Genomic DNA, 16351 nt, shown 5'->3' on the forward strand with positions numbered 1-16351 from the left:
TCCTTGGGGTTTGCGGCTTGTTATAGGCAGAGGGAGGCGACCGCTATGTATGGGAATATATAGCGGTTGGCCACTGCCGGTACAGTGCAAAGTTGTCCCGGGAGTTCAGGTTCAGCGTCGGCCGAGTTTTTCCAGGGTTTGCGCGGCCAGTTCCAGTGTCAGGTCATAGGTGGAGATGTCTTTGCCCAGGCGCAGTGCCTGGCCTGACCACAAGTTACTGAAGCCGGCTTCGTCCTTGGCCTTGAGCGGCATCAACGCACCGCCGGACAGCGGAAACGCCGGTGCCGTCGGGTTGATCGCGCCCAGTTCACGCATCACCCGGTTGACGATGCCCCGTGCCGGGCGCCCGGTGAACAGGTTAGTCAGCGCGGTTTCACTGGCCTGGGCGTTGCGCAAGGCGTGGTGGTGTGACTTCGACACCGTTGCTTCAGGGGTAAACAGGTACGCCGTGCCGATCTGCACCGCCGAGGCGCCGAGGGCAAAGGCGGCGACAATGCCCCGTGCATCACCGATGCCGCCGGCTGCGATCACCGGCACGCTCACCGCGTCGACGATCTGTGGCACCAGGGCCATGGTGCCAATCTGGGTATTGAGGTCGTCGCTGAGGAACATCCCGCGATGGCCGCCGGCTTCGGCGCCCATGGCAATGATTGCGTCGCAGCCGTGCTGCTCCAGCCAGATGGCTTCTTCAACGGTGGTGGCCGACGACAGTACTTTCGCGCCGGTGGCCTTGACCCGGTCCAGCAGGGATTTTTCCGGCAGGCCGAAGTGAAAACTCACGACTTCCGGACGGAACTCTTCCACCACTTCACACGCGGCATTGTTGAACGGTGCACGGTTGGAGACGGGCGTAGGCGCGTCAAAGTCGGCGCCCAGTTCGCGGTAGTAGGTTTCCAGCAGGTTCTTCCACTGAAGGTCGCGGTCAGCATCCGGCGCCGGTGGCTGATGGCAGAAGAAATTGACGTTGAGTGGCCGCGAACTGGCCTGGCGGATAACAGAGATCGCTTCGCGTAATTGCTCGATGCTCAGTGCTGCGGCGGGCATCGAGCCGAGAGCGCCGGCCTGGTTGACGGCAATCACCATCGCCGTGCTGGTGGCATTGGCCATGGGCCCCTGGATGATCGGTAACTCAATGCCCAGCAGGTCAAGAATTCGGGTGTCTGGCCAGGTGCTCATGGGACGCTTCTCCAACGGTGGAATGCTGTTCCGTCGTTTTAGCAGGGCCAGGCAGCACCAGGCCAGTCTGTATTATTCACTGGACGAATCCGGTGTTTCGTGCGCGGCCATCAGTCGATGGCGTGGCCCAATACCACATGAATCCGCTGGGCAATATGCGCGGCGTGGGTTTCCAGGGCGAAGTGGCCGGTGTCGAGTAATTCCACCACCGCGTTGGCGTTGTCGCGGCTGTAGGCATGGGCGCCCGGCGGGATGAAGAACGGATCGTTCTGGCCCCAGATCACCAGCGTCGGCACTTGCGTGGCCTTGAAAAACGCCTGGAACGCCGGGTACAGCGTCAGGTTGTTGCGGTAGTCGAGGAACAGGTCCAGCTGGATCTCGTCATTGCCGGGGCGCTGCATCAAAAGCACGTCGAGCATGTAGGACTCCGGTGCGACCAACTCCGGTTGCGGGACGCCATGCAGGTACTGATAGCGCGTGCCTTCCAGGCTGATGACGGCATTGCGAATCACCTCGCGATTGGCCTGGCTGGGTTCGGCCCAATAGGTACGGATAGGCGCCCAGGCGTCACCCAAGCCTTCCAGGTACGCGTTGCCGTTTTGCGACACCAGCGCGCTGACCCGTTCCGGGTGCGCCACCGCCAGGCGCAGGCCCACCGGCGCACCGTAGTCGAACACATAAAGGGCATAGCGGCTGAGCTGCAGGGCGTCGACGAAATGGCCGACGGTGAGCGCCAGGTTGTCGAAACTGTAGTGGTAATTGCGTTCGGCGGGGACTTCGGTGAAGCCGAAACCAGGCAGGTCTGGCGCGATGACCCGGTAGCGGGTGGCAAGCAGCGGGATCAGGTCGCGGTACATATGGGACGAACTGGGGAAACCATGCAGCAGCAACAGCACGGGGGCGGACGGGTCGCCGGCTTCGCGGTAGAAGATGCGCACGCCATCGGCATCAACGTGCTGGTAGCGAACCACTGGGGTTGAAATCGACATGATCGGAGTCCTCTTTGTAACTGGATAAGGTTGTTTGTCGGGTTACTTGTTTTTAGGCTGCACCCGAAACAGTAACCTGTCAAATTAATTTATAGGGTTACTTTTATGTGAGCTTGGTAACTATCCAAAAGCCCAATCAGCGGTTACGATGACCCGGACTTGAAGAGGACTCGCCATGACCGCCATCACCCCACCCCCGTTGGAACCCTATGTTCTGGCCGATCATCCGGTGCTGGACATGCTCAATACCCGGGCGAATGTCGACGGCGTGCCATTTGAGTTCTGGCAAGGCGATGGCGATGTCGAGCGCTGGCTGGTGCGGCTGGGCTGGTGCGATGAGGGCACGGTGCCGGTGTTCGAGGAGGGCGCGCTGCTGGGCGCGGCGCGGGGCTTGCGGGAGGTGATCCGGCAGTTGCTCGAACAGCGCAAGGCCGGCGAGCAGGGCGACCCTGGCGCACTCAATGCATTTTTGCGCAAGGCGGTCAGTCACCCGCAGCTGGCTTGGCCGGCACCTGGCGAGTTGCGCCTGGAGCGACAGCGCAAACAGCAAACCGCCGAGCAGTTCCTGGCACCCATTGCCGAAGCCGCTGCGACGTTGCTGGTGGAAGGGGATTTCGGGTTGATCCGCACCTGTGAGCATCCCGAGTGCGTGCTGTGGTTTTACGACCGTACCAAGGGGCACAAGCGCCGCTGGTGCAGCATGGCGCTGTGTGGCAACCGGCATAAGGTGGCGGAGTTTCGCAAACGTAAACTCCAGTAACCGTCTTCAGGATTCTGCCGGGCTTTCGCGCTCCAGCAGTTGGCGTTTGCGTTCAACGCCCCAGCGATAGCCCGACAGGTTACCGTCGGCGCGCACAACGCGGTGGCAGGGAATCGCCACGGCCAGGCTGTTGGCGCCACACGCTTGAGCCACGGCGCGGTAGGCAGTTGGGGCGCCGATGCGCTGGGCGATCTCGGCGTAGCTGGCGGTGCAACCCACCGGGATTTCCCGCAAGGCCTGCCAAACCCGTTCCTGAAACGCGGTGCCACGCAAATCCAGGGGCAAATCCAGGCCCAGGGCCGGCGCTTCGATGAAGCCCACCACCTGGGCGATCAATTGTTCGAAGTCGTGATCGGCGCCCAATAGATTGGCACGGGGAAACTGGTCCTGAAGGTCGCGCACCAGTTTGTCCGGGTCATCCCCCAGCAGGATCGCGCATACGCCGCGATTGCTCTGCGCCACCAGGATCGCGCCCAATGAGCATTCGCCGACGGCAAAACGGATGTCTGTGTTGGTGCCTCCGGCTTTGTAGTCGCCAGGCTTCATGCCGAGCAATTGGTCGGCAGCTTCGTAAAAGCGGCTGTTGGAATTGAAGCCCGCGTCGTACAGCGCGTCGGTGACCGAGTGTTGGTCCTTGAGCCCGTCACGCACCTTGCGCGAGCGATGGGCGCTGGCGTAGCGCTTGGGCGTCAGGCCGGTCACCGCTTTGAACACCCGATGAAAATGGAATGGGCTCAAGCCGGCGAGGGCGGCCAAGGCTTCAAGGGACGGCAAGGTTTCGGCTTGCTCGATGTGTCGGCAGGCGCTTGCCACCAGTTGCGCATGGCGTGCGGCGACTTGGGTCTGGTCGCCCGAATAGCGTTTGTTGGGGCGGTAGCCCGCGGCTTCGGCCTGTTGCGGGGTGTCGAAGAATTCGACATTCTCCGGGCGCGGCCGCCGTGCGGAGCTGCTGGGGCGGCAGTACACGCCGGTGGTTTTCACACCGTAGACGAAGGTCAAGTCAGCCTTGGCGTCGCGGGCGACGATGGCGGCCCAGCGCGGGTCTTGTTCGGTGGCGTGGCGCGCGGTCATGGTGGTGACTCCTGTTTGAGGAATGCCAGGTTAGTCCCGTGCGGCATTCCCATCACTCCGATGCTTGCGGTCAAATTCATCCGGCGGTTCGAAATGTCAGGTTGATACGCTGCGGCCCCATCACCGGATGAGTGCCTGGCTTGATCGGCATCACGCCGTGAAAGCGCAGGCGATCCACGCCGCCCCACACCACCACATCGCCATGGAACAGCGAGACCTTTTGTGGCTTGTCGCTCCGTACATGGCCGCCGAACAGAAAGATCGCCGGCAAACCCAGGGACACCGATACCACCGGGGCTGCGTAGTTGCGCTCGTTCTTGTCCTGATGCAGGGACATTTTGGCCCCCGGCACGTAGCGGTTGATCAGGCAGGCATCCGGCTGGAAATCAGCGAAACCCGCGTCTGCTGCCGCCATGGTCGCCAGTTGGCGCAGTGCCTCGGGCAGTGCTGGCCAGGGTTGTCCGCTGTTGGGGTCAACCGCGGAGTAGCGATAGCCCGTGGGATCGGTTGTCCAGCCCAACTCCCCACAACTGCTCAACGCCGCCGACATGGTAAAGCCGCCCGGCGTGACCATTTGCCGGAACGGCGACTGGGCCAATATGCGCCGCAGTTCCGGCAGCAAACGCTCGACCCAGGGCAGGGCATAGCCCTTGAGCACGCAGGACTGCTCGCCTATTTGCTCGCGCCCCGCGGGTTGCCGCAAGGCCTCGTCGGCAAACAGATCGAGGGTGGGGCCGGGATTGCTCTTACTGCGCATCGTGAAAAATCACTCCCAAGGTATGGCGCCTGCCACTGTGCAGAACACTGACCCCATGGCGCAAGGTGACCCGATGAAAGCCCCTCGCACTGGGCACGGGTCGCTGATTGACCGCGAAGACCACCGCGTCGCCCTTGTTCAGGGGTACGACATGGGCACGGGATTGCATTCTTGGCCGCTGTTCGGTCAGTACCAGTTCGCCGCCACGGAAATCCTCTCCCGGCTGCGACAACAAGATGGCCACTTGTAAGGGGAATACATGTTCGCCGTACAGATCCTGGTGCAGGCAGTTGTAGTCACCGGGGCCATATTGCAGCAATAACGGCGTAGGGCGTTGCTGCCCGGCGGCGTGGCAGCGGGCGATGAAGTCGGCATGGTGCGCCGGGTAGGTGATCGGCAGGTTCATCCGCTCGTTCCAGCGATTAGCCTGGGGCGCCAGGTACCCATACAGCTGTTCACGCAGCTCGCTGATCGGCGAGGGCAACGGGTAGCGGAAGTACTTGTACTCGCCACGGCCAAAGCCGTGCCTGGCCATCAGCACGTGGGAGCGAAACAGGTCCTGTCGGGGATAATGGCTGCTGAGTGCTGCGCATTCACAGTGCTCCAGCAGGCCCGGGATCAGCGCATTGCCCTGTTGATCGAGGTCTCGCTCGATCGCGTCCCAGTTCAGGTTGGCCAGGCGTTCTTGCAGTGGAGTAGGAGGCATCGACGAGTTCCTGTGGCAGCGGGTAAAGGCTGCCAGTCTAGGAAGTCGTCAGCGGCGTGACACTCCGATGCTTGCGCTCGAATTACAGGGCCTTGCTCACATTGATATCGGTGATTTCATCGCTGGCGTCGTGGATTTTCGCCAGGGCTTCCTTGGCTTCTTCGAGGCTGCCGGCCTGCAATTGGGCGAACTCGAAGCGGCGCTCACCGTTGAGTTTGTACTTGATCACATATTTGGTGGTAGTCACGGGCATTCCTGTCAGCTCAGTTTCGAATTGGTGCGGCGCACGATGCGGATCTTGTGGGACAAGGTCGGCTTCTTGGTCACGCTGATGGCACGGCGGGTCACGACGTCCAGGGTAATGTTCCAGAACCCGGTGCTCGGCGCGGTGATTTTTGCCGGGAACTTGTCAAATGCGCCGCCGTGGTAGGTATGGCGGCCACCGTTCTTGAAGCTGCGAAAGTTCGCGTCGCTCATCAGGCGGATGTTGCAGGTTTGCGAGCATTCAATGACGACAATATCTCCTTCATTAAGGTGTTCGCGCTGGTGGATGAATTTCATGGGGTGTCTCCAGAAGGGCTTTTTCTGAAAAATCAGAACGATACGTAGGTTAAGATGGAGTTTATCAGCCCCAGCACGTTTATTATCGGACCGTCGTCGACGACTTCGACAATTTAAAACAGTTATTTACCGAGTTATCAGGGATAAATCCAACGTGGGCGGGAGAAAAATACCTTCCTCGCTGTCGTAGGGTCTTTATCGGAGGTTTTTTATATGAAGTGGAGTGTGTTGGTTCTGGCCCTGGCGTTGGGTGGATGTGCTTCGGTGGCGGATATCAAGCAGACCCCACCGACGCTGGCAGTGATCTCTGGCAAAAAGCCGCAGGAATACGCGGCGTGTGTGGTTCAGAAATTGTCCAAAACCCGCAGGCCGTCCCAGATCGAGCCCCACAAGGAGGGTGTTCAAGTGATTGTGCCGCAGAAGTTCTCTGCTGATCCGTCGGCTATCTTTGAAATTGAAGAGCGCTCCAGCGGCAGCAGCATCAAGCTCTACGAGAGCATGTCCAATGTGCCGATTCGCCCGGGTGACGTGAAGGCCGCCGGCGAGGCATGCATTTCCGGTTAATCCGGTAGGCCACCCACTTTCGAATCCGATCAGGAAGCCCGACCTGCCAGCGCAGTGTCGGGTTTTTTGTGCATGTTTTTTTGTGTGTGGTCCTTTTCTGTAGGTTTTGAGTGTTGTGGCTGTCGGATCATTACCCTACCATTTGTAGGCTTATGCCTAATTCGCCTAAGCATATAACTATAAAAATGGAGTCGTGATGATGTCTCTGGAACGAGTTCTGATGGGTAGCGCGTTGTTGCTGATAGTGGGCAGTGCCCACGCGCTGGAGGGAAAAAACGTGTTTACACAGGGCGGTTCCCAGCCGGGAGCGGCGCCCTGTGTGGCTTGCCACGGCGCGGATGGCCTGGGGCTGGCGGCGGCGGGTTTTCCGCGCTTGGCCGGTTTGCCTGCGGGTTATTTGCGCAAGCAACTGCAGGATTTCAAAAGCGGCGCGCGTAACAGTCCCGTGATGCAACCGCTGGCCAGCGCACTGACGGAAGAAGAAATCAACGCCGTGACCGAGGAGCTGGCGGCAATGCTCGCGCCGGCGCCTGTCCCGGTGCACCGCAGCAATATGCCAACTGACGCTGCGCAAAAGATTGCCCTGCAAGGCGCGTGGGAACGCCAGATTCCGGCCTGCGTCAGTTGCCATGGCCCGGCCGGCGTGGGTGTCGGCGAGGCGTTTCCACCCTTGGCCGGGCAATCGGCAGCCTACCTGGCAGCGCAGTTGAACGCCTGGCGCAGCGGTACACGTCATAACGATCCGAACGATCTGATGGGGCATGTCGCCAAATCCCTCAGCGCTGAAGAAGTGCAGGCGGTGGCCACTTATTTCGCGTCGCTGAGCGGCCAGGAGGCCAAGCCATGAAGCGTTTCTTGTGTGCGCCGTTGCTGGGAACCCTGATCAGTGTGCCGGCCCATGCGGCCACCATCGCCATGGAGGACCAGTCACAGTTGCAGCCTGCCGCTCATCCTGCGGCCGCGCAGTTCCTGCCGCCGAAAGAGAGTGAGCTGCCGGACAACGCCTACGGCAAGCTGGTGAAACAGGGTTACGCGCTGTTTGTCGACACCAAGCGCCTGGCGCCGCAGTTTGTCGGTAATGGCCTCAATTGCAGCAACTGCCACCTGGACCAGGGACGCCTGGCCAACTCCGCGCCGCTGTGGGGTGCTTACCCCATGTACCCGGCGTATCGAAAAAAGAACGACAAGGTAAACACCTTCGCCGAGCGCCTGCAGGGTTGCTTCCAGTTCAGCATGAATGGCGGCACGCCACCGGCGGCAGACAGCCCGGAGATTACTGCGTTGTCGGTGTATGCCTACTGGCTGGCGAGCAAGGCTCCCCTGGGCGTCGAACTGCCGGGGCGTGGCTACCCGGACGTGCCGGCCCCCGGCAAGGGGTATGACCTGGCCCAGGGCGCTGAAGTCTATAAGGGCCAATGTGCCGTTTGTCATGGTGCCGAGGGCCAGGGCCAGAAAGTCGGCGACAGCTACGTGATGCCGCCACTCTGGGGTAAAGACTCCTACAACTGGGGCGCCGGGATGCACCGGATCAACACGGCAGCGTCCTTCATCAAGCACAACATGCCCCTGGGCAAGGGCGGCAGCCTGACCGACCAACAGGCCTGGGACGTGGCGGCCTACGTCAATCGCCACGAGCGGCCTCAGGACCCGCGCCTGGTGGAAGGCTCCGTGGAGAAAACCCGGGTGAAGTTTCACGCCAATGACGGCATCAATCTTTACGGGCAGACGGTCGATGGCGTGCTGATTGGCCAAGGCATCCGTTAAACTGTCGATCACCCATAAAAAATGCCGCTGAATCAGCGGCATTGTCTTTTCGGATATTCAGTCATGAAGCGTGAGCAAGTCAGAGACCGACATGCAGGGGGTCATATTTCTGCGACCCATGTGATTCAAAATCCTGCGGATACAGGCGAGTGGATCGTATTCTTCAAGAAGAGCGGCGGTCGCAGCTATTTCCTGGTAGATGACCAGGATGAGGTCGAATCCTTCTCTCGCCTGGACGACTTGATCGAGACCATTCGCGGCCTGGGCATCAAGTTCGCCGAAATTCACATGTAATTACTTGCAGACCACGGTCACGCTGCGGGTTTTGTAGTTGCCGACATCCTTGCCCAGGGTCTTGTCGCTTTCTTTCAGGGCCGGCGTACCCTCAGTGCCGACAATCCGGTAACCGGTGCCAGCGCAGGACGCATCCGCCTTTTCATAGCAGCTGGCCCAGGAGTTGGCTTCGCCGGAGCAGTCGATAGCCAGTCCTTGTTCGCCGTTTTTCAGGACGGTGTCGGAGGTGGTGGTGCAACCACCCGTAAGCGCCAGTACCGCAATCAGTGCCAGGATCTTGTTCATGTAGGAGTCGTCATCAGGGTGTTGGAAGGGGAGCGCTGACACTGTCTTGTGGTGAGGGGGCTTGCCCCCCCCGTTGGGCTGCGAAGCAGCCCCGGAAACAGGCCTTACTTGGTCTTGGGACGTTTGCTCGACGCGTGGCCTGCTTCATCCACAAACACTTCGGCCACTGCAATGGCTTGGGCTTCGCTCGCGAATGCCCCGGCAACGCTGTCGCCGTGGAAGTTGATCAAGTGCCAGCCGTCCGCTCGCTTGGTGATCAGGTAGCCGTTCACGCCTTTTGGTTCTGACATCTATCAATCTCGTTGTTTGGTTCAGGCTGCAATGATAGCGCCAAACGGCGTGGGGCGGCGCAAGTTGTTGCTGGTCAGTGCCGATCGCGATAAAGCGTGCTAAAAAGGTTGAAGCCCTTTGAATGACGGGCGCAAGCCGACGATTTTTAACAGCGACGAAGGCACTTGATTGAATGCCGGCGGAACTTACGCCGACATTTTTTCTCTATGTTGACATCGCAACGCCAGCAGGACCCATTGTAAGGTGACTGCGGCCTGATTAGACTGCGCCGAATTTCGTACGCACAGCCCTTTGTAAGGACTCATATGATCAAGAAATGCTTGTTCCCAGCAGCCGGTTACGGCACTCGCTTCCTGCCAGCGACCAAGGCCATGCCCAAAGAGATGCTGCCGGTGGTGAACAAGCCACTGATCCAGTACGGCGTTGAAGAGGCACTGGATGCCGGCCTGAACGAAATCTCGATCGTGACCGGCCGTGGTAAGCGCGCCCTGGAAGACCACTTCGACATCAGCTACGAGCTGGAAAACCAGATCAAGGGCACCGACAAGGAAAAATACCTGGTCGGCATCCGTAAACTGCTCGACGAGTGCTCGTTCTCCTACACCCGCCAGACCCAAATGAAAGGCCTGGGTCACGCGATCCTGACCGGTCGCCCGCTGATCGGTGACGAACCGTTCGCCGTGGTACTGGCCGATGACCTTTGCGTAAACCTGGAAGGCGACGGCGTGCTGACCCAGATGGTCAAGCTGTACCAGAAGTACCGTTGCACCATCGTCGCGGTTCAGGAGGTTGACCCTCAGGAAACCAACAAGTACGGCGTGATTGCCGGCGACGACATCGGTGATGGCCTGATCCGCGTACGCGATATGGTTGAAAAACCGGCGCCGGAAGATGCCCCATCGAACCTGGCGATCATCGGCCGCTACATCCTGACCCCGGACATCTTCAAGCTGATCGAAGAGACCGAGCCAGGCAAGGGCGGCGAGATCCAGATCACCGACGCCCTGCTGAAGCAGGCAAAAGACGGTTGCGTGATTGCCTACAAGTTCAAAGGTCGTCGTTTTGACTGCGGTGGCGCTGAAGGCTACATCGAAGCAACCAACTTCTGCTACGAGCACTTCTACAAGACTGGCAAGGCTTACTGATTCACGGTTGCCTGCTTGATCTGGGAAAGCCACCTTCGGGTGGCTTTTTCGTTTTTCGGCCCCATGTAAGCAGGTATGCTGTTGTCCTGCCGAGGAGAGTGAAATGGCCTACGATTTTGACCTTTATGTAATTGGTGCCGGTTCCGGCGGTGTGCGCGCTGCGCGATTCGCTGCAGGTTTTGGCGCCAAGGTGGCGGTAGCGGAAAGCCGCTACCTGGGCGGTACCTGCGTGAATGTGGGCTGCGTGCCGAAGAAACTGTTGGTGTACGGCGCGCATTTCGCCGAAGACTTCGAGCAGGCCAGCGGTTTCGGCTGGTCCCTGGGTGAAGCCAACTTCGACTGGGCGACCCTGATCGCCAACAAGGATCGCGAGATCAACCGCCTCAATGGCATCTACCGCAACCTGCTGGTCAACAGCGGCGTGACCCTGCACGAAGGGCATGCGCGACTGGTGGACCCGCACCAGGTGGAAATCAATGGCGAGCGCTTCACCGCCAAACACATTCTGGTGGCCACCGGTGGCTGGCCGCAGATCCCGGAAATCCCGGGGCGCGAGCACGCCATTGGCTCCAATGAGGCGTTCTTCCTCAAAGAACTGCCCAAGCGTGTGCTGGTGGTCGGCGGGGGTTATATCGCCGTGGAGTTCGCCGGGATTTTCCACGGCCTGGGCGCGCAGACCTCGCTGCTGTATCGCGGTGACCTGTTCTTGCGCGGTTTTGACGGCTCGGTGCGCACGCACTTGAAGGAAGAGCTGACCAAGCGCGGCCTGGACCTGCAATTCAATGCCGACATCGAGCGTATCGACAAGCAGGCCGACGGCAGCCTCAAGGCCACCTTGAAAGACGGTCGCGTACTGGAAACCGATTGCGTGTTCTACGCCACCGGCCGGCGCCCGATGCTCGATAACCTGGGGCTGGAGAACACCGGCGTCAAGTTGGACAAGCGTGGTTTTGTCGAAGTGGACGACCTGTACCAGACCGCTGAGCCGTCGATCCTGGCGATTGGCGATGTGATCGGTCGTGTGCAACTCACGCCGGTGGCGCTGGCCGAAGGCATGGCCGTGGCGCGTCGATTGTTCAAGCCTGAGCAGTATCGCCCGGTGGATTACGCGATGATCCCGACGGCGGTGTTCAGCCTGCCGAACATCGGCACCGTGGGCCTCAGCGAAGAGCAGGCGCGTGCAGACGGCCACAAGGTGCAGGTTTTCGAAAGCCGCTTCCGGCCGATGAAGCTGACCCTGACCGAGTGCCAGGAAAAGACCTTGATGAAGCTGGTAGTGGACGCCGAGACTGACAAGGTCCTGGGCTGCCACATGGTCGGCCCTGACGCTGGCGAGATCGTGCAAGGCCTGGCAATCGCACTCAAGGCGGGCGCGACCAAGCAGCATTTCGACGAAACCATCGGCGTGCACCCTACGGCGGCGGAAGAGTTCGTCACTATGCGCACGCCGGTGGCGCAGTAATCAGCACTCGGTAGTTGCCTCTGGCACCGTCGCAATGACGGCTGCCAGGCGCAGCGCCTCGATGCTGGCCTGGGCTTTGACCAGGTCCAGCTCCAGGGTCTTGTTGACCTGCTGGTGTTCGGCCAGCGCTTCCTGGCGTGCCTGATTCTCCAACTGTGCAACCCGCAAGCGTTCCTGCAACAGGGTGCGCTCGCTGTCGATCACATTCACCTGTTCGCTCAACTGGCGCTGCTGTTCGCGGTCCTGGCGGGCCTGTTCCTGCAAGGCACTCAGCTCTTTCACCGTCACCCGGTGCTCAATCAGCAGGCGCTCGTTATCGCGGTGCAGTTGGGTGATCTCATCCTGGCGCACCATCGCGCTCTGCTGGGCCTGGCGCAGCTCTGCCTGTACCTGCTGCAACTGTCCTTCATGGCGGCGCTGTTCCTGCTCGCGCTGATCCTTGATCGCGTTGCGGTAATGCTCAAGGGCATCCCGTGCATGCAGGTGCTTCTCTTCCAGTGAGCGAATCTGCTCGTCTTTATCGTTGATCCGCAGCTCGTAATCGCTGCACGCCTGGCTCAACCCGGCGTTGCGGGTTTGCTCGGTTTGCAGGCTGGAGCGGGTGCTTTGCAGGGCCGCGCTTTCATCGGCCAGGGCGGCCGCCTGGATATCGAACTGTTGCTTGAGTTGGCTGTGGGCGGCTTCCAGCGCTTCGGTCTGGGCGAGCAGGGCGGCTTGCTGTTGCTGGAACTGCGCCAGGGCCAGGTCGATCGGCTCCTGCGCCTTTTCCTTGAGGCGCTGGGCCAGGCGCGCCACTAGTTCGCCCAGCTCGTCGTCGATGGGCGCTTCAGTAATGGTCTGGCGGGTTTCGCTTTCGTCCAGCTCCTTCAAATAGCGATGAATCGTGGTTTTCGAGCCGGTATTGCCCATCTCGATGCGTACGGCATCGATGCTTGGGTTTTCGCCGCGGGCGAGGATCGCCAGGCGTGCCGTTTGAACTACTGCTTTATTGATGCCGCCGCGAGCCATGGAGTCTCCGTCGATTTAGTACTGTGGTACGTAGTATGTATATACGTACTATATCATGATTGTATTTAGTCTTAAATTGTTGATTTAACAGATGGGATATTGGCTTATTATCCCGTGTGATAGGGTTTTGAAGTGGATGTTGCCCAATGGCAGTACAGGTATGAGTGAACTGGACCGTTATCTGAATGCGGCCACCCGCGATAACACCCGCCGCAGCTATCGGGCGGCGATCGAGCATTTCGAGGTGAATTGGGGTGGGTTTCTGCCGGCCACCAGCGACAGCGTGGCGCGGTATCTGGTGGCGCATGCGGGCGTGCTGTCGGTCAACACGCTGAAGTTGCGCTTGTCGGCGCTGGCTCAGTGGCACACCAGCCAGGGTTTTCCCGATCCGACCAAGGCGCCGGTGGTGCGCAAGGTCCTGAAAGGCATTCGGGCCGTGCACCCGGCCCAGGAAAAGCAGGCTGAGCCTTTGCAGCTACAGCACCTGGAACAGGTGATTGATTTCCTTGAGCGGGAAGGCAGCGACGCCCGAAGCGCCGAAGATCATCCGCACTGGCTTCGGGCCAAGCGTGACGCGGCGTTGATCCTGCTGGGGTTCTGGCGCGGCTTTCGTAGCGACGAGTTATGCCGGTTGACTATCGAGCACGTGCAGGCGGTGCCCGGCTCGGGCATCACCCTGTATTTGCCACGCAGTAAGAGTGATCGGGAAAATATCGGCCGCACCTACCAGACACCGGCGTTGTTACGCCTGTGTCCAGTCCAGGCCTATAGCGAGTGGCTCAGTGCCTCGGCGCTGGTGCGCGGCCCGGTGTTTCGCGGCATTGACCGTTGGGGCAACCTGGGTGAGGAGGGCTTGCACCCCAACAGCGTGATCCCGCTGTTGCGTCAGGCCCTGGAGCGCGCCGGCATTGCGGCCGATCAATACACCAGCCACTCCTTGCGCCGGGGCTTTGCCACCTGGGCCCATCGCAGCGGTTGGGACTTGAAGTCGTTGATGACTTACGTCGGGTGGAAAGACATGAAATCCGCCATGCGCTATGTTGAAGCGACGCCCTTTCTCGGCATGACCCGCGCATCCCTCGAGTGATTGAAGGTTTCTTCTATTAATACAGTCCCTTGATAGCGAAAACCAATCGTCAGCATGAGGTTTGCCAATGAGCCATCGGCCGGGAGAGTGGGTAGGATTCACCCCATCAACTTACTAAGCCCTTCTACAAAACCTGACGGAGAGTCAACGATGCCTATCATCAACAGCCAAGTAAAACCGTTCAAAGCTACCGCCTACAAAAACGGCAACTTCGTAGACGTGACTGATGCTGACCTGAAAGGCAAATGGTCTGTCGTCTTCTTCTACCCAGCCGACTTCACCTTCGTCTGCCCAACCGAACTGGAAGACCTGGCTGACAACTACGCCGAATTCCAGAAACTGGGCGTCGAAATCTACAGCGTTTCCACCGACACCCACTTTGCCCACGCTGCCTGGCACAACACTTCGCCAGCCATCGGCAAAATCCAGTACACCATGATCGGCGACCCAACCCTGACCATCTCCCGCAACTTCGACGTACTGATCGAAGAAGCTGGCCTGGCAGACCGTGGCACCTTCGTGATCAACCCTGAAGGCCAGATCAAAATCGTTGAACTGAACGATGGTGGCGTAGGCCGTGACGCTTCCGAGCTGCTGCGCAAAATCAAGGCCGCTCAGTACGTTGCCGCTCACCCGGGCGAAGTGTGCCCAGCCAAGTGGAAAGAAGGCGAGGCCACCCTGGCTCCGTCCCTGGACCTGGTCGGCAAGATCTAAGTCTGTGAAATGCCAAGGGCGGGTTACCGCACCTAAGTAAGCTGCATCCGCCCTCAAAACGCCCGGGCGAGATTCGCTCGGGCGTTTTTTTGTCTGCAATAAACCGAATTAATAGGAAATCGCCCGTATGTTGGACGCCAATCTTAAAGCTCAGTTGAAGTCATACCTGGAACGGGTCACCCAGCCGATCGAGATCGTCGCCTCCCTCGACGACGGTGCGAAATCCCAGGAAATGCTTGCCCTCTTGCAGGACGTAACCAGCCTCACCACGCTGATTACCCTGAAAACCGATGGCAATGATGCGCGCAAGCCATCGTTCTCCATCAACCGCCCGGGTGCCGATATCAGCCTGCGTTTCGCCGGCATCCCCATGGGCCATGAATTCACCTCCCTGGTGTTGGCGCTGCTGCAAGTCGGCGGCCACCCCTCGAAGGCCAGTGTCGAAGTGATTGAACAGATCCGCGCCCTTAAAGGCGAGTTCAGCTTCGAGACTTACTTCTCGCTGTCGTGCCAGAACTGCCCGGACGTGGTCCAGGCGTTGAACCTGATGGCAGTGTTGAACCCGAATATCCGCCACGTCGCCATCGACGGTGCGTTGTTCCAGGCCGAAGTCGATGATCGTCAGATCATGGCGGTGCCGAGCGTTTACCTGAACGGTGTGAACTTCGGCCAAGGCCGTATGGGCCTGGAAGAAATCCTCGCCAAGCTCGACACCAGCGGCATCGAAAAGGCCGCCGAGAAAATCAGCGCCAAAGATGCGTTCGACGTACTTGTCGTCGGCGGCGGCCCAGCGGGCTCGGCAGCCGCTATCTACGCTGCACGTAAAGGCATCCGCACCGGTGTTGCGGCTGAGCGCTTCGGCGGGCAGGTACTGGACACCATGTCGATCGAGAACTTTATCTCGGTACAGGAAACCGAAGGGCCGAAACTAGCCAGCGCCCTGGAAGCCCATGTGCGTCAGTACGACGTGGACATCATGAACCTGCAGCGCGCCACTGCGCTGGTCCCGGCGAAGAACGCGGGTGAACTGCACGAAATCCGTTTTGAAAGCGGTGCGACCCTCAAGTCCAGGACCGTGATCCTGGCCACTGGTGCCCGCTGGCGCGAAATGGGTGTGCCGGGCGAGCAGGAATACAAGGCCAAGGGCGTGTGCTTCTGCCCGCACTGCGATGGCCCGTTGTTCAAGGGCAAGCGTGTCGCGGTGATCGGTGGCGGTAACTCCGGCGTTGAAGCAGCCATCGACCTGGCCGGTATCGTCAGCCACGTGACCTTGCTTGAGTTTGACAGCAAGCTGCGCGCCGACGCCGTGTTGCAGCGCAAGCTGTACAGCCTGCCGAACGTTGACGTGATCACCAGCGCGCTGACCAGTGAGGTCAAGGGCGATGGCCAGAAAGTTACCGGCCTGGCCTACAAGGATCGCGACAGCGGTGAGTTCAAGACGATCGACCTGGAAGGCATCTTTGTACAGATCGGTTTGCTGCCCAACACCGACTGGCTCAAAGGCACTGTGGAACTGACTCCACGTGGCGAGATCATCGTCGATGCACGTGGCGAGACGTCACTGCCAGGTGTTTTTGCCGCCGGTGACGTAACGACTGTGCCGTACAAGCAGATCGTGATCGCAGTAGGCGAGGGCGCCAAGGCTTCCCTGAGTGCTTTCGATCACCTGATCCGCACTTCTGCCCCGGCGTAAATTCTGGCCCGGAAATGAAAAACC

20 protein-coding genes are annotated in these 16351 nt (G+C 60.0%); 10 read left to right on the forward strand and 10 right to left on the reverse strand.

Features of this window, described 5'->3' with window-relative positions; genetic code table 11:
• Window positions 1-111: 111 nt before the first annotated feature.
• A complete protein-coding gene (locus P3C29_RS26740; RefSeq protein WP_010171415.1) occupies window positions 112-1176 on the reverse strand; it encodes a nitronate monooxygenase in 1065 nt (354 codons plus the stop codon).
• Between the two features lie 110 nt (window positions 1177-1286).
• A complete protein-coding gene (locus P3C29_RS26745; RefSeq protein WP_275965859.1) occupies window positions 1287-2165 on the reverse strand; it encodes an alpha/beta hydrolase in 879 nt (292 codons plus the stop codon).
• A 175-nt stretch (window positions 2166-2340) separates the two neighbouring features.
• Here P3C29_RS26745 and P3C29_RS26750 point away from each other — a divergent pair, with 175 nt between their 5' ends.
• A complete protein-coding gene (locus P3C29_RS26750) occupies window positions 2341-2925 on the forward strand; it encodes an ABATE domain-containing protein (protein WP_275965860.1) in 585 nt (194 codons plus the stop codon).
• A 6-nt stretch (window positions 2926-2931) separates the two neighbouring features.
• Here the strand turns inward: P3C29_RS26750 and ada are convergent, their stop codons facing one another.
• The 5 genes from ada to P3C29_RS26775 form a co-directional block, all read right to left on the reverse strand.
• Window positions 2932-3996, reverse strand: coding sequence for a bifunctional DNA-binding transcriptional regulator/O6-methylguanine-DNA methyltransferase Ada (ada, locus tag P3C29_RS26755; RefSeq protein ID WP_275965861.1), 1065 nt, complete (start codon window positions 3994-3996; stop codon window positions 2932-2934).
• A 76-nt stretch (window positions 3997-4072) separates the two neighbouring features.
• Complete coding sequence (gene alkB, locus P3C29_RS26760; protein ID WP_275965862.1) at window positions 4073-4753, reverse strand: DNA oxidative demethylase AlkB; 681 nt, start codon at window positions 4751-4753, stop codon at window positions 4073-4075.
• The gene (locus tag P3C29_RS26765) at window positions 4743-5459 is read right to left on the reverse strand and encodes a 2OG-Fe(II) oxygenase (protein WP_201124295.1); all 717 of its coding nucleotides are present in this window, start codon (window positions 5457-5459) and stop codon (window positions 4743-4745) included. The genes alkB and P3C29_RS26765 overlap by 11 nt, the downstream gene beginning before the upstream one ends.
• A gap of 82 nt (window positions 5460-5541) precedes the next feature.
• The gene (locus P3C29_RS26770) at window positions 5542-5706 is read right to left on the reverse strand and encodes a hypothetical protein (protein ID WP_169385834.1); all 165 of its coding nucleotides are present in this window, start codon (window positions 5704-5706) and stop codon (window positions 5542-5544) included.
• 11 nt (window positions 5707-5717) lie between these two features.
• A complete protein-coding gene (locus P3C29_RS26775) occupies window positions 5718-6020 on the reverse strand; it encodes a DUF1883 domain-containing protein (protein ID WP_003212586.1) in 303 nt (100 codons plus the stop codon).
• 213 nt (window positions 6021-6233) lie between these two features.
• Here P3C29_RS26775 and P3C29_RS26780 point away from each other — a divergent pair, with 213 nt between their 5' ends.
• The 4 genes from P3C29_RS26780 (at window position 6234) to P3C29_RS26795 (ending at window position 8642) form a co-directional block, all read left to right on the forward strand.
• Entirely contained in the window at window positions 6234-6584 is a 351-nt protein-coding gene (locus P3C29_RS26780) for a hypothetical protein (protein WP_010171399.1), read from the forward strand.
• A 196-nt stretch (window positions 6585-6780) separates the two neighbouring features.
• Window positions 6781-7431 carry a c-type cytochrome gene (locus P3C29_RS26785; RefSeq protein WP_275965863.1) on the forward strand — a complete coding sequence of 217 codons (651 nt, stop codon included), beginning with the start codon at window positions 6781-6783 and terminating at the stop codon, window positions 7429-7431.
• Entirely contained in the window at window positions 7428-8348 is a 921-nt protein-coding gene (locus P3C29_RS26790; RefSeq protein ID WP_275965864.1) for a c-type cytochrome, read from the forward strand. Before P3C29_RS26785 ends, P3C29_RS26790 begins: the two co-directional genes overlap by 4 nt.
• Window positions 8349-8411: 63 nt before the next feature.
• Window positions 8412-8642, forward strand: a complete 231-nt coding sequence (locus P3C29_RS26795) for a hypothetical protein (RefSeq protein ID WP_275965865.1) — start codon at window positions 8412-8414, stop codon at window positions 8640-8642.
• Here the strand turns inward: P3C29_RS26795 and P3C29_RS26800 are convergent, their stop codons facing one another.
• Complete coding sequence (locus P3C29_RS26800; RefSeq protein ID WP_003212581.1) at window positions 8643-8927, reverse strand: hypothetical protein; 285 nt, start codon at window positions 8925-8927, stop codon at window positions 8643-8645.
• Window positions 8928-9031: 104 nt separating this feature from the next.
• Window positions 9032-9217 (reverse strand): hypothetical protein, encoded by a 186-nt coding sequence (locus tag P3C29_RS26805; RefSeq protein WP_010171394.1) that lies wholly within the window; start codon window positions 9215-9217, stop codon window positions 9032-9034.
• A 306-nt stretch (window positions 9218-9523) separates the two neighbouring features.
• Between P3C29_RS26805 and galU the strand changes: the two genes are divergently transcribed.
• Complete coding sequence (gene galU / locus P3C29_RS26810) at window positions 9524-10363, forward strand: UTP--glucose-1-phosphate uridylyltransferase GalU (protein ID WP_003212579.1); 840 nt, start codon at window positions 9524-9526, stop codon at window positions 10361-10363.
• A gap of 103 nt (window positions 10364-10466) precedes the next feature.
• Entirely contained in the window at window positions 10467-11825 is a 1359-nt protein-coding gene (gorA, locus tag P3C29_RS26815; protein ID WP_177046421.1) for a glutathione-disulfide reductase, read from the forward strand.
• Here the strand turns inward: gorA and P3C29_RS26820 are convergent, their stop codons facing one another.
• A complete protein-coding gene (locus tag P3C29_RS26820; RefSeq protein ID WP_201124293.1) occupies window positions 11826-12833 on the reverse strand; it encodes a DNA-binding protein in 1008 nt (335 codons plus the stop codon).
• 160 nt (window positions 12834-12993) lie between these two features.
• Here P3C29_RS26820 and P3C29_RS26825 point away from each other — a divergent pair, with 160 nt between their 5' ends.
• From P3C29_RS26825 to ahpF, 3 genes are all read left to right on the forward strand, one after another.
• Window positions 12994-13920 carry a site-specific integrase gene (locus P3C29_RS26825; protein ID WP_275965866.1) on the forward strand — a complete coding sequence of 309 codons (927 nt, stop codon included), beginning with the start codon at window positions 12994-12996 and terminating at the stop codon, window positions 13918-13920.
• Between the two features lie 150 nt (window positions 13921-14070).
• Window positions 14071-14634, forward strand: coding sequence for an alkyl hydroperoxide reductase subunit C (gene ahpC / locus P3C29_RS26830; protein ID WP_003173835.1), 564 nt, complete (start codon window positions 14071-14073; stop codon window positions 14632-14634).
• A gap of 127 nt (window positions 14635-14761) precedes the next feature.
• Window positions 14762-16327 (forward strand): alkyl hydroperoxide reductase subunit F, encoded by a 1566-nt coding sequence (gene ahpF, locus P3C29_RS26835; RefSeq protein ID WP_275965867.1) that lies wholly within the window; start codon window positions 14762-14764, stop codon window positions 16325-16327.
• The last annotated feature ends 24 nt before the right edge of the window (window positions 16328-16351 follow it).

It is taken from the genome of Pseudomonas sp. 1912-s, assembly GCF_029269205.1.
In the GTDB taxonomy this organism is placed as follows: domain Bacteria; phylum Pseudomonadota; class Gammaproteobacteria; order Pseudomonadales; family Pseudomonadaceae; genus Aquipseudomonas.

What these genes read in the sequence shown, in the direction of transcription:
- P3C29_RS26740 (WP_010171415.1), bottom strand. Translation starts at nt 1,176, where the DNA reads ATGAGCACCTGGCCAGACACCCGAATTCTTGACCTGCTGGGCATTGAG.
- P3C29_RS26745 (WP_275965859.1), bottom strand. Translation starts at nt 2,165, where the DNA reads ATGTCGATTTCAACCCCAGTGGTTCGCTACCAGCACGTTGATGCCGAT.
- P3C29_RS26750 (WP_275965860.1), top strand. Translation starts at nt 2,341, where the DNA reads ATGACCGCCATCACCCCACCCCCGTTGGAACCCTATGTTCTGGCCGAT.
- ada (WP_275965861.1), bottom strand. Translation starts at nt 3,996, where the DNA reads ATGACCGCGCGCCACGCCACCGAACAAGACCCGCGCTGGGCCGCCATC.
- alkB (WP_275965862.1), bottom strand. Translation starts at nt 4,753, where the DNA reads ATGCGCAGTAAGAGCAATCCCGGCCCCACCCTCGATCTGTTTGCCGAC.
- P3C29_RS26765 (WP_201124295.1), bottom strand. Translation starts at nt 5,459, where the DNA reads ATGCCTCCTACTCCACTGCAAGAACGCCTGGCCAACCTGAACTGGGAC.
- P3C29_RS26775 (WP_003212586.1), bottom strand. Translation starts at nt 6,020, where the DNA reads ATGAAATTCATCCACCAGCGCGAACACCTTAATGAAGGAGATATTGTC.
- P3C29_RS26780 (WP_010171399.1), top strand. Translation starts at nt 6,234, where the DNA reads ATGAAGTGGAGTGTGTTGGTTCTGGCCCTGGCGTTGGGTGGATGTGCT.
- P3C29_RS26785 (WP_275965863.1), top strand. Translation starts at nt 6,781, where the DNA reads ATGATGTCTCTGGAACGAGTTCTGATGGGTAGCGCGTTGTTGCTGATA.
- P3C29_RS26790 (WP_275965864.1), top strand. Translation starts at nt 7,428, where the DNA reads ATGAAGCGTTTCTTGTGTGCGCCGTTGCTGGGAACCCTGATCAGTGTG.
- P3C29_RS26795 (WP_275965865.1), top strand. Translation starts at nt 8,412, where the DNA reads ATGAAGCGTGAGCAAGTCAGAGACCGACATGCAGGGGGTCATATTTCT.
- P3C29_RS26800 (WP_003212581.1), bottom strand. Translation starts at nt 8,927, where the DNA reads ATGAACAAGATCCTGGCACTGATTGCGGTACTGGCGCTTACGGGTGGT.
- P3C29_RS26805 (WP_010171394.1), bottom strand. Translation starts at nt 9,217, where the DNA reads ATGTCAGAACCAAAAGGCGTGAACGGCTACCTGATCACCAAGCGAGCG.
- galU (WP_003212579.1), top strand. Translation starts at nt 9,524, where the DNA reads ATGATCAAGAAATGCTTGTTCCCAGCAGCCGGTTACGGCACTCGCTTC.
- gorA (WP_177046421.1), top strand. Translation starts at nt 10,467, where the DNA reads ATGGCCTACGATTTTGACCTTTATGTAATTGGTGCCGGTTCCGGCGGT.
- P3C29_RS26820 (WP_201124293.1), bottom strand. Translation starts at nt 12,833, where the DNA reads ATGGCTCGCGGCGGCATCAATAAAGCAGTAGTTCAAACGGCACGCCTG.
- P3C29_RS26825 (WP_275965866.1), top strand. Translation starts at nt 12,994, where the DNA reads ATGAGTGAACTGGACCGTTATCTGAATGCGGCCACCCGCGATAACACC.
- ahpC (WP_003173835.1), top strand. Translation starts at nt 14,071, where the DNA reads ATGCCTATCATCAACAGCCAAGTAAAACCGTTCAAAGCTACCGCCTAC.
- ahpF (WP_275965867.1), top strand. Translation starts at nt 14,762, where the DNA reads ATGTTGGACGCCAATCTTAAAGCTCAGTTGAAGTCATACCTGGAACGG.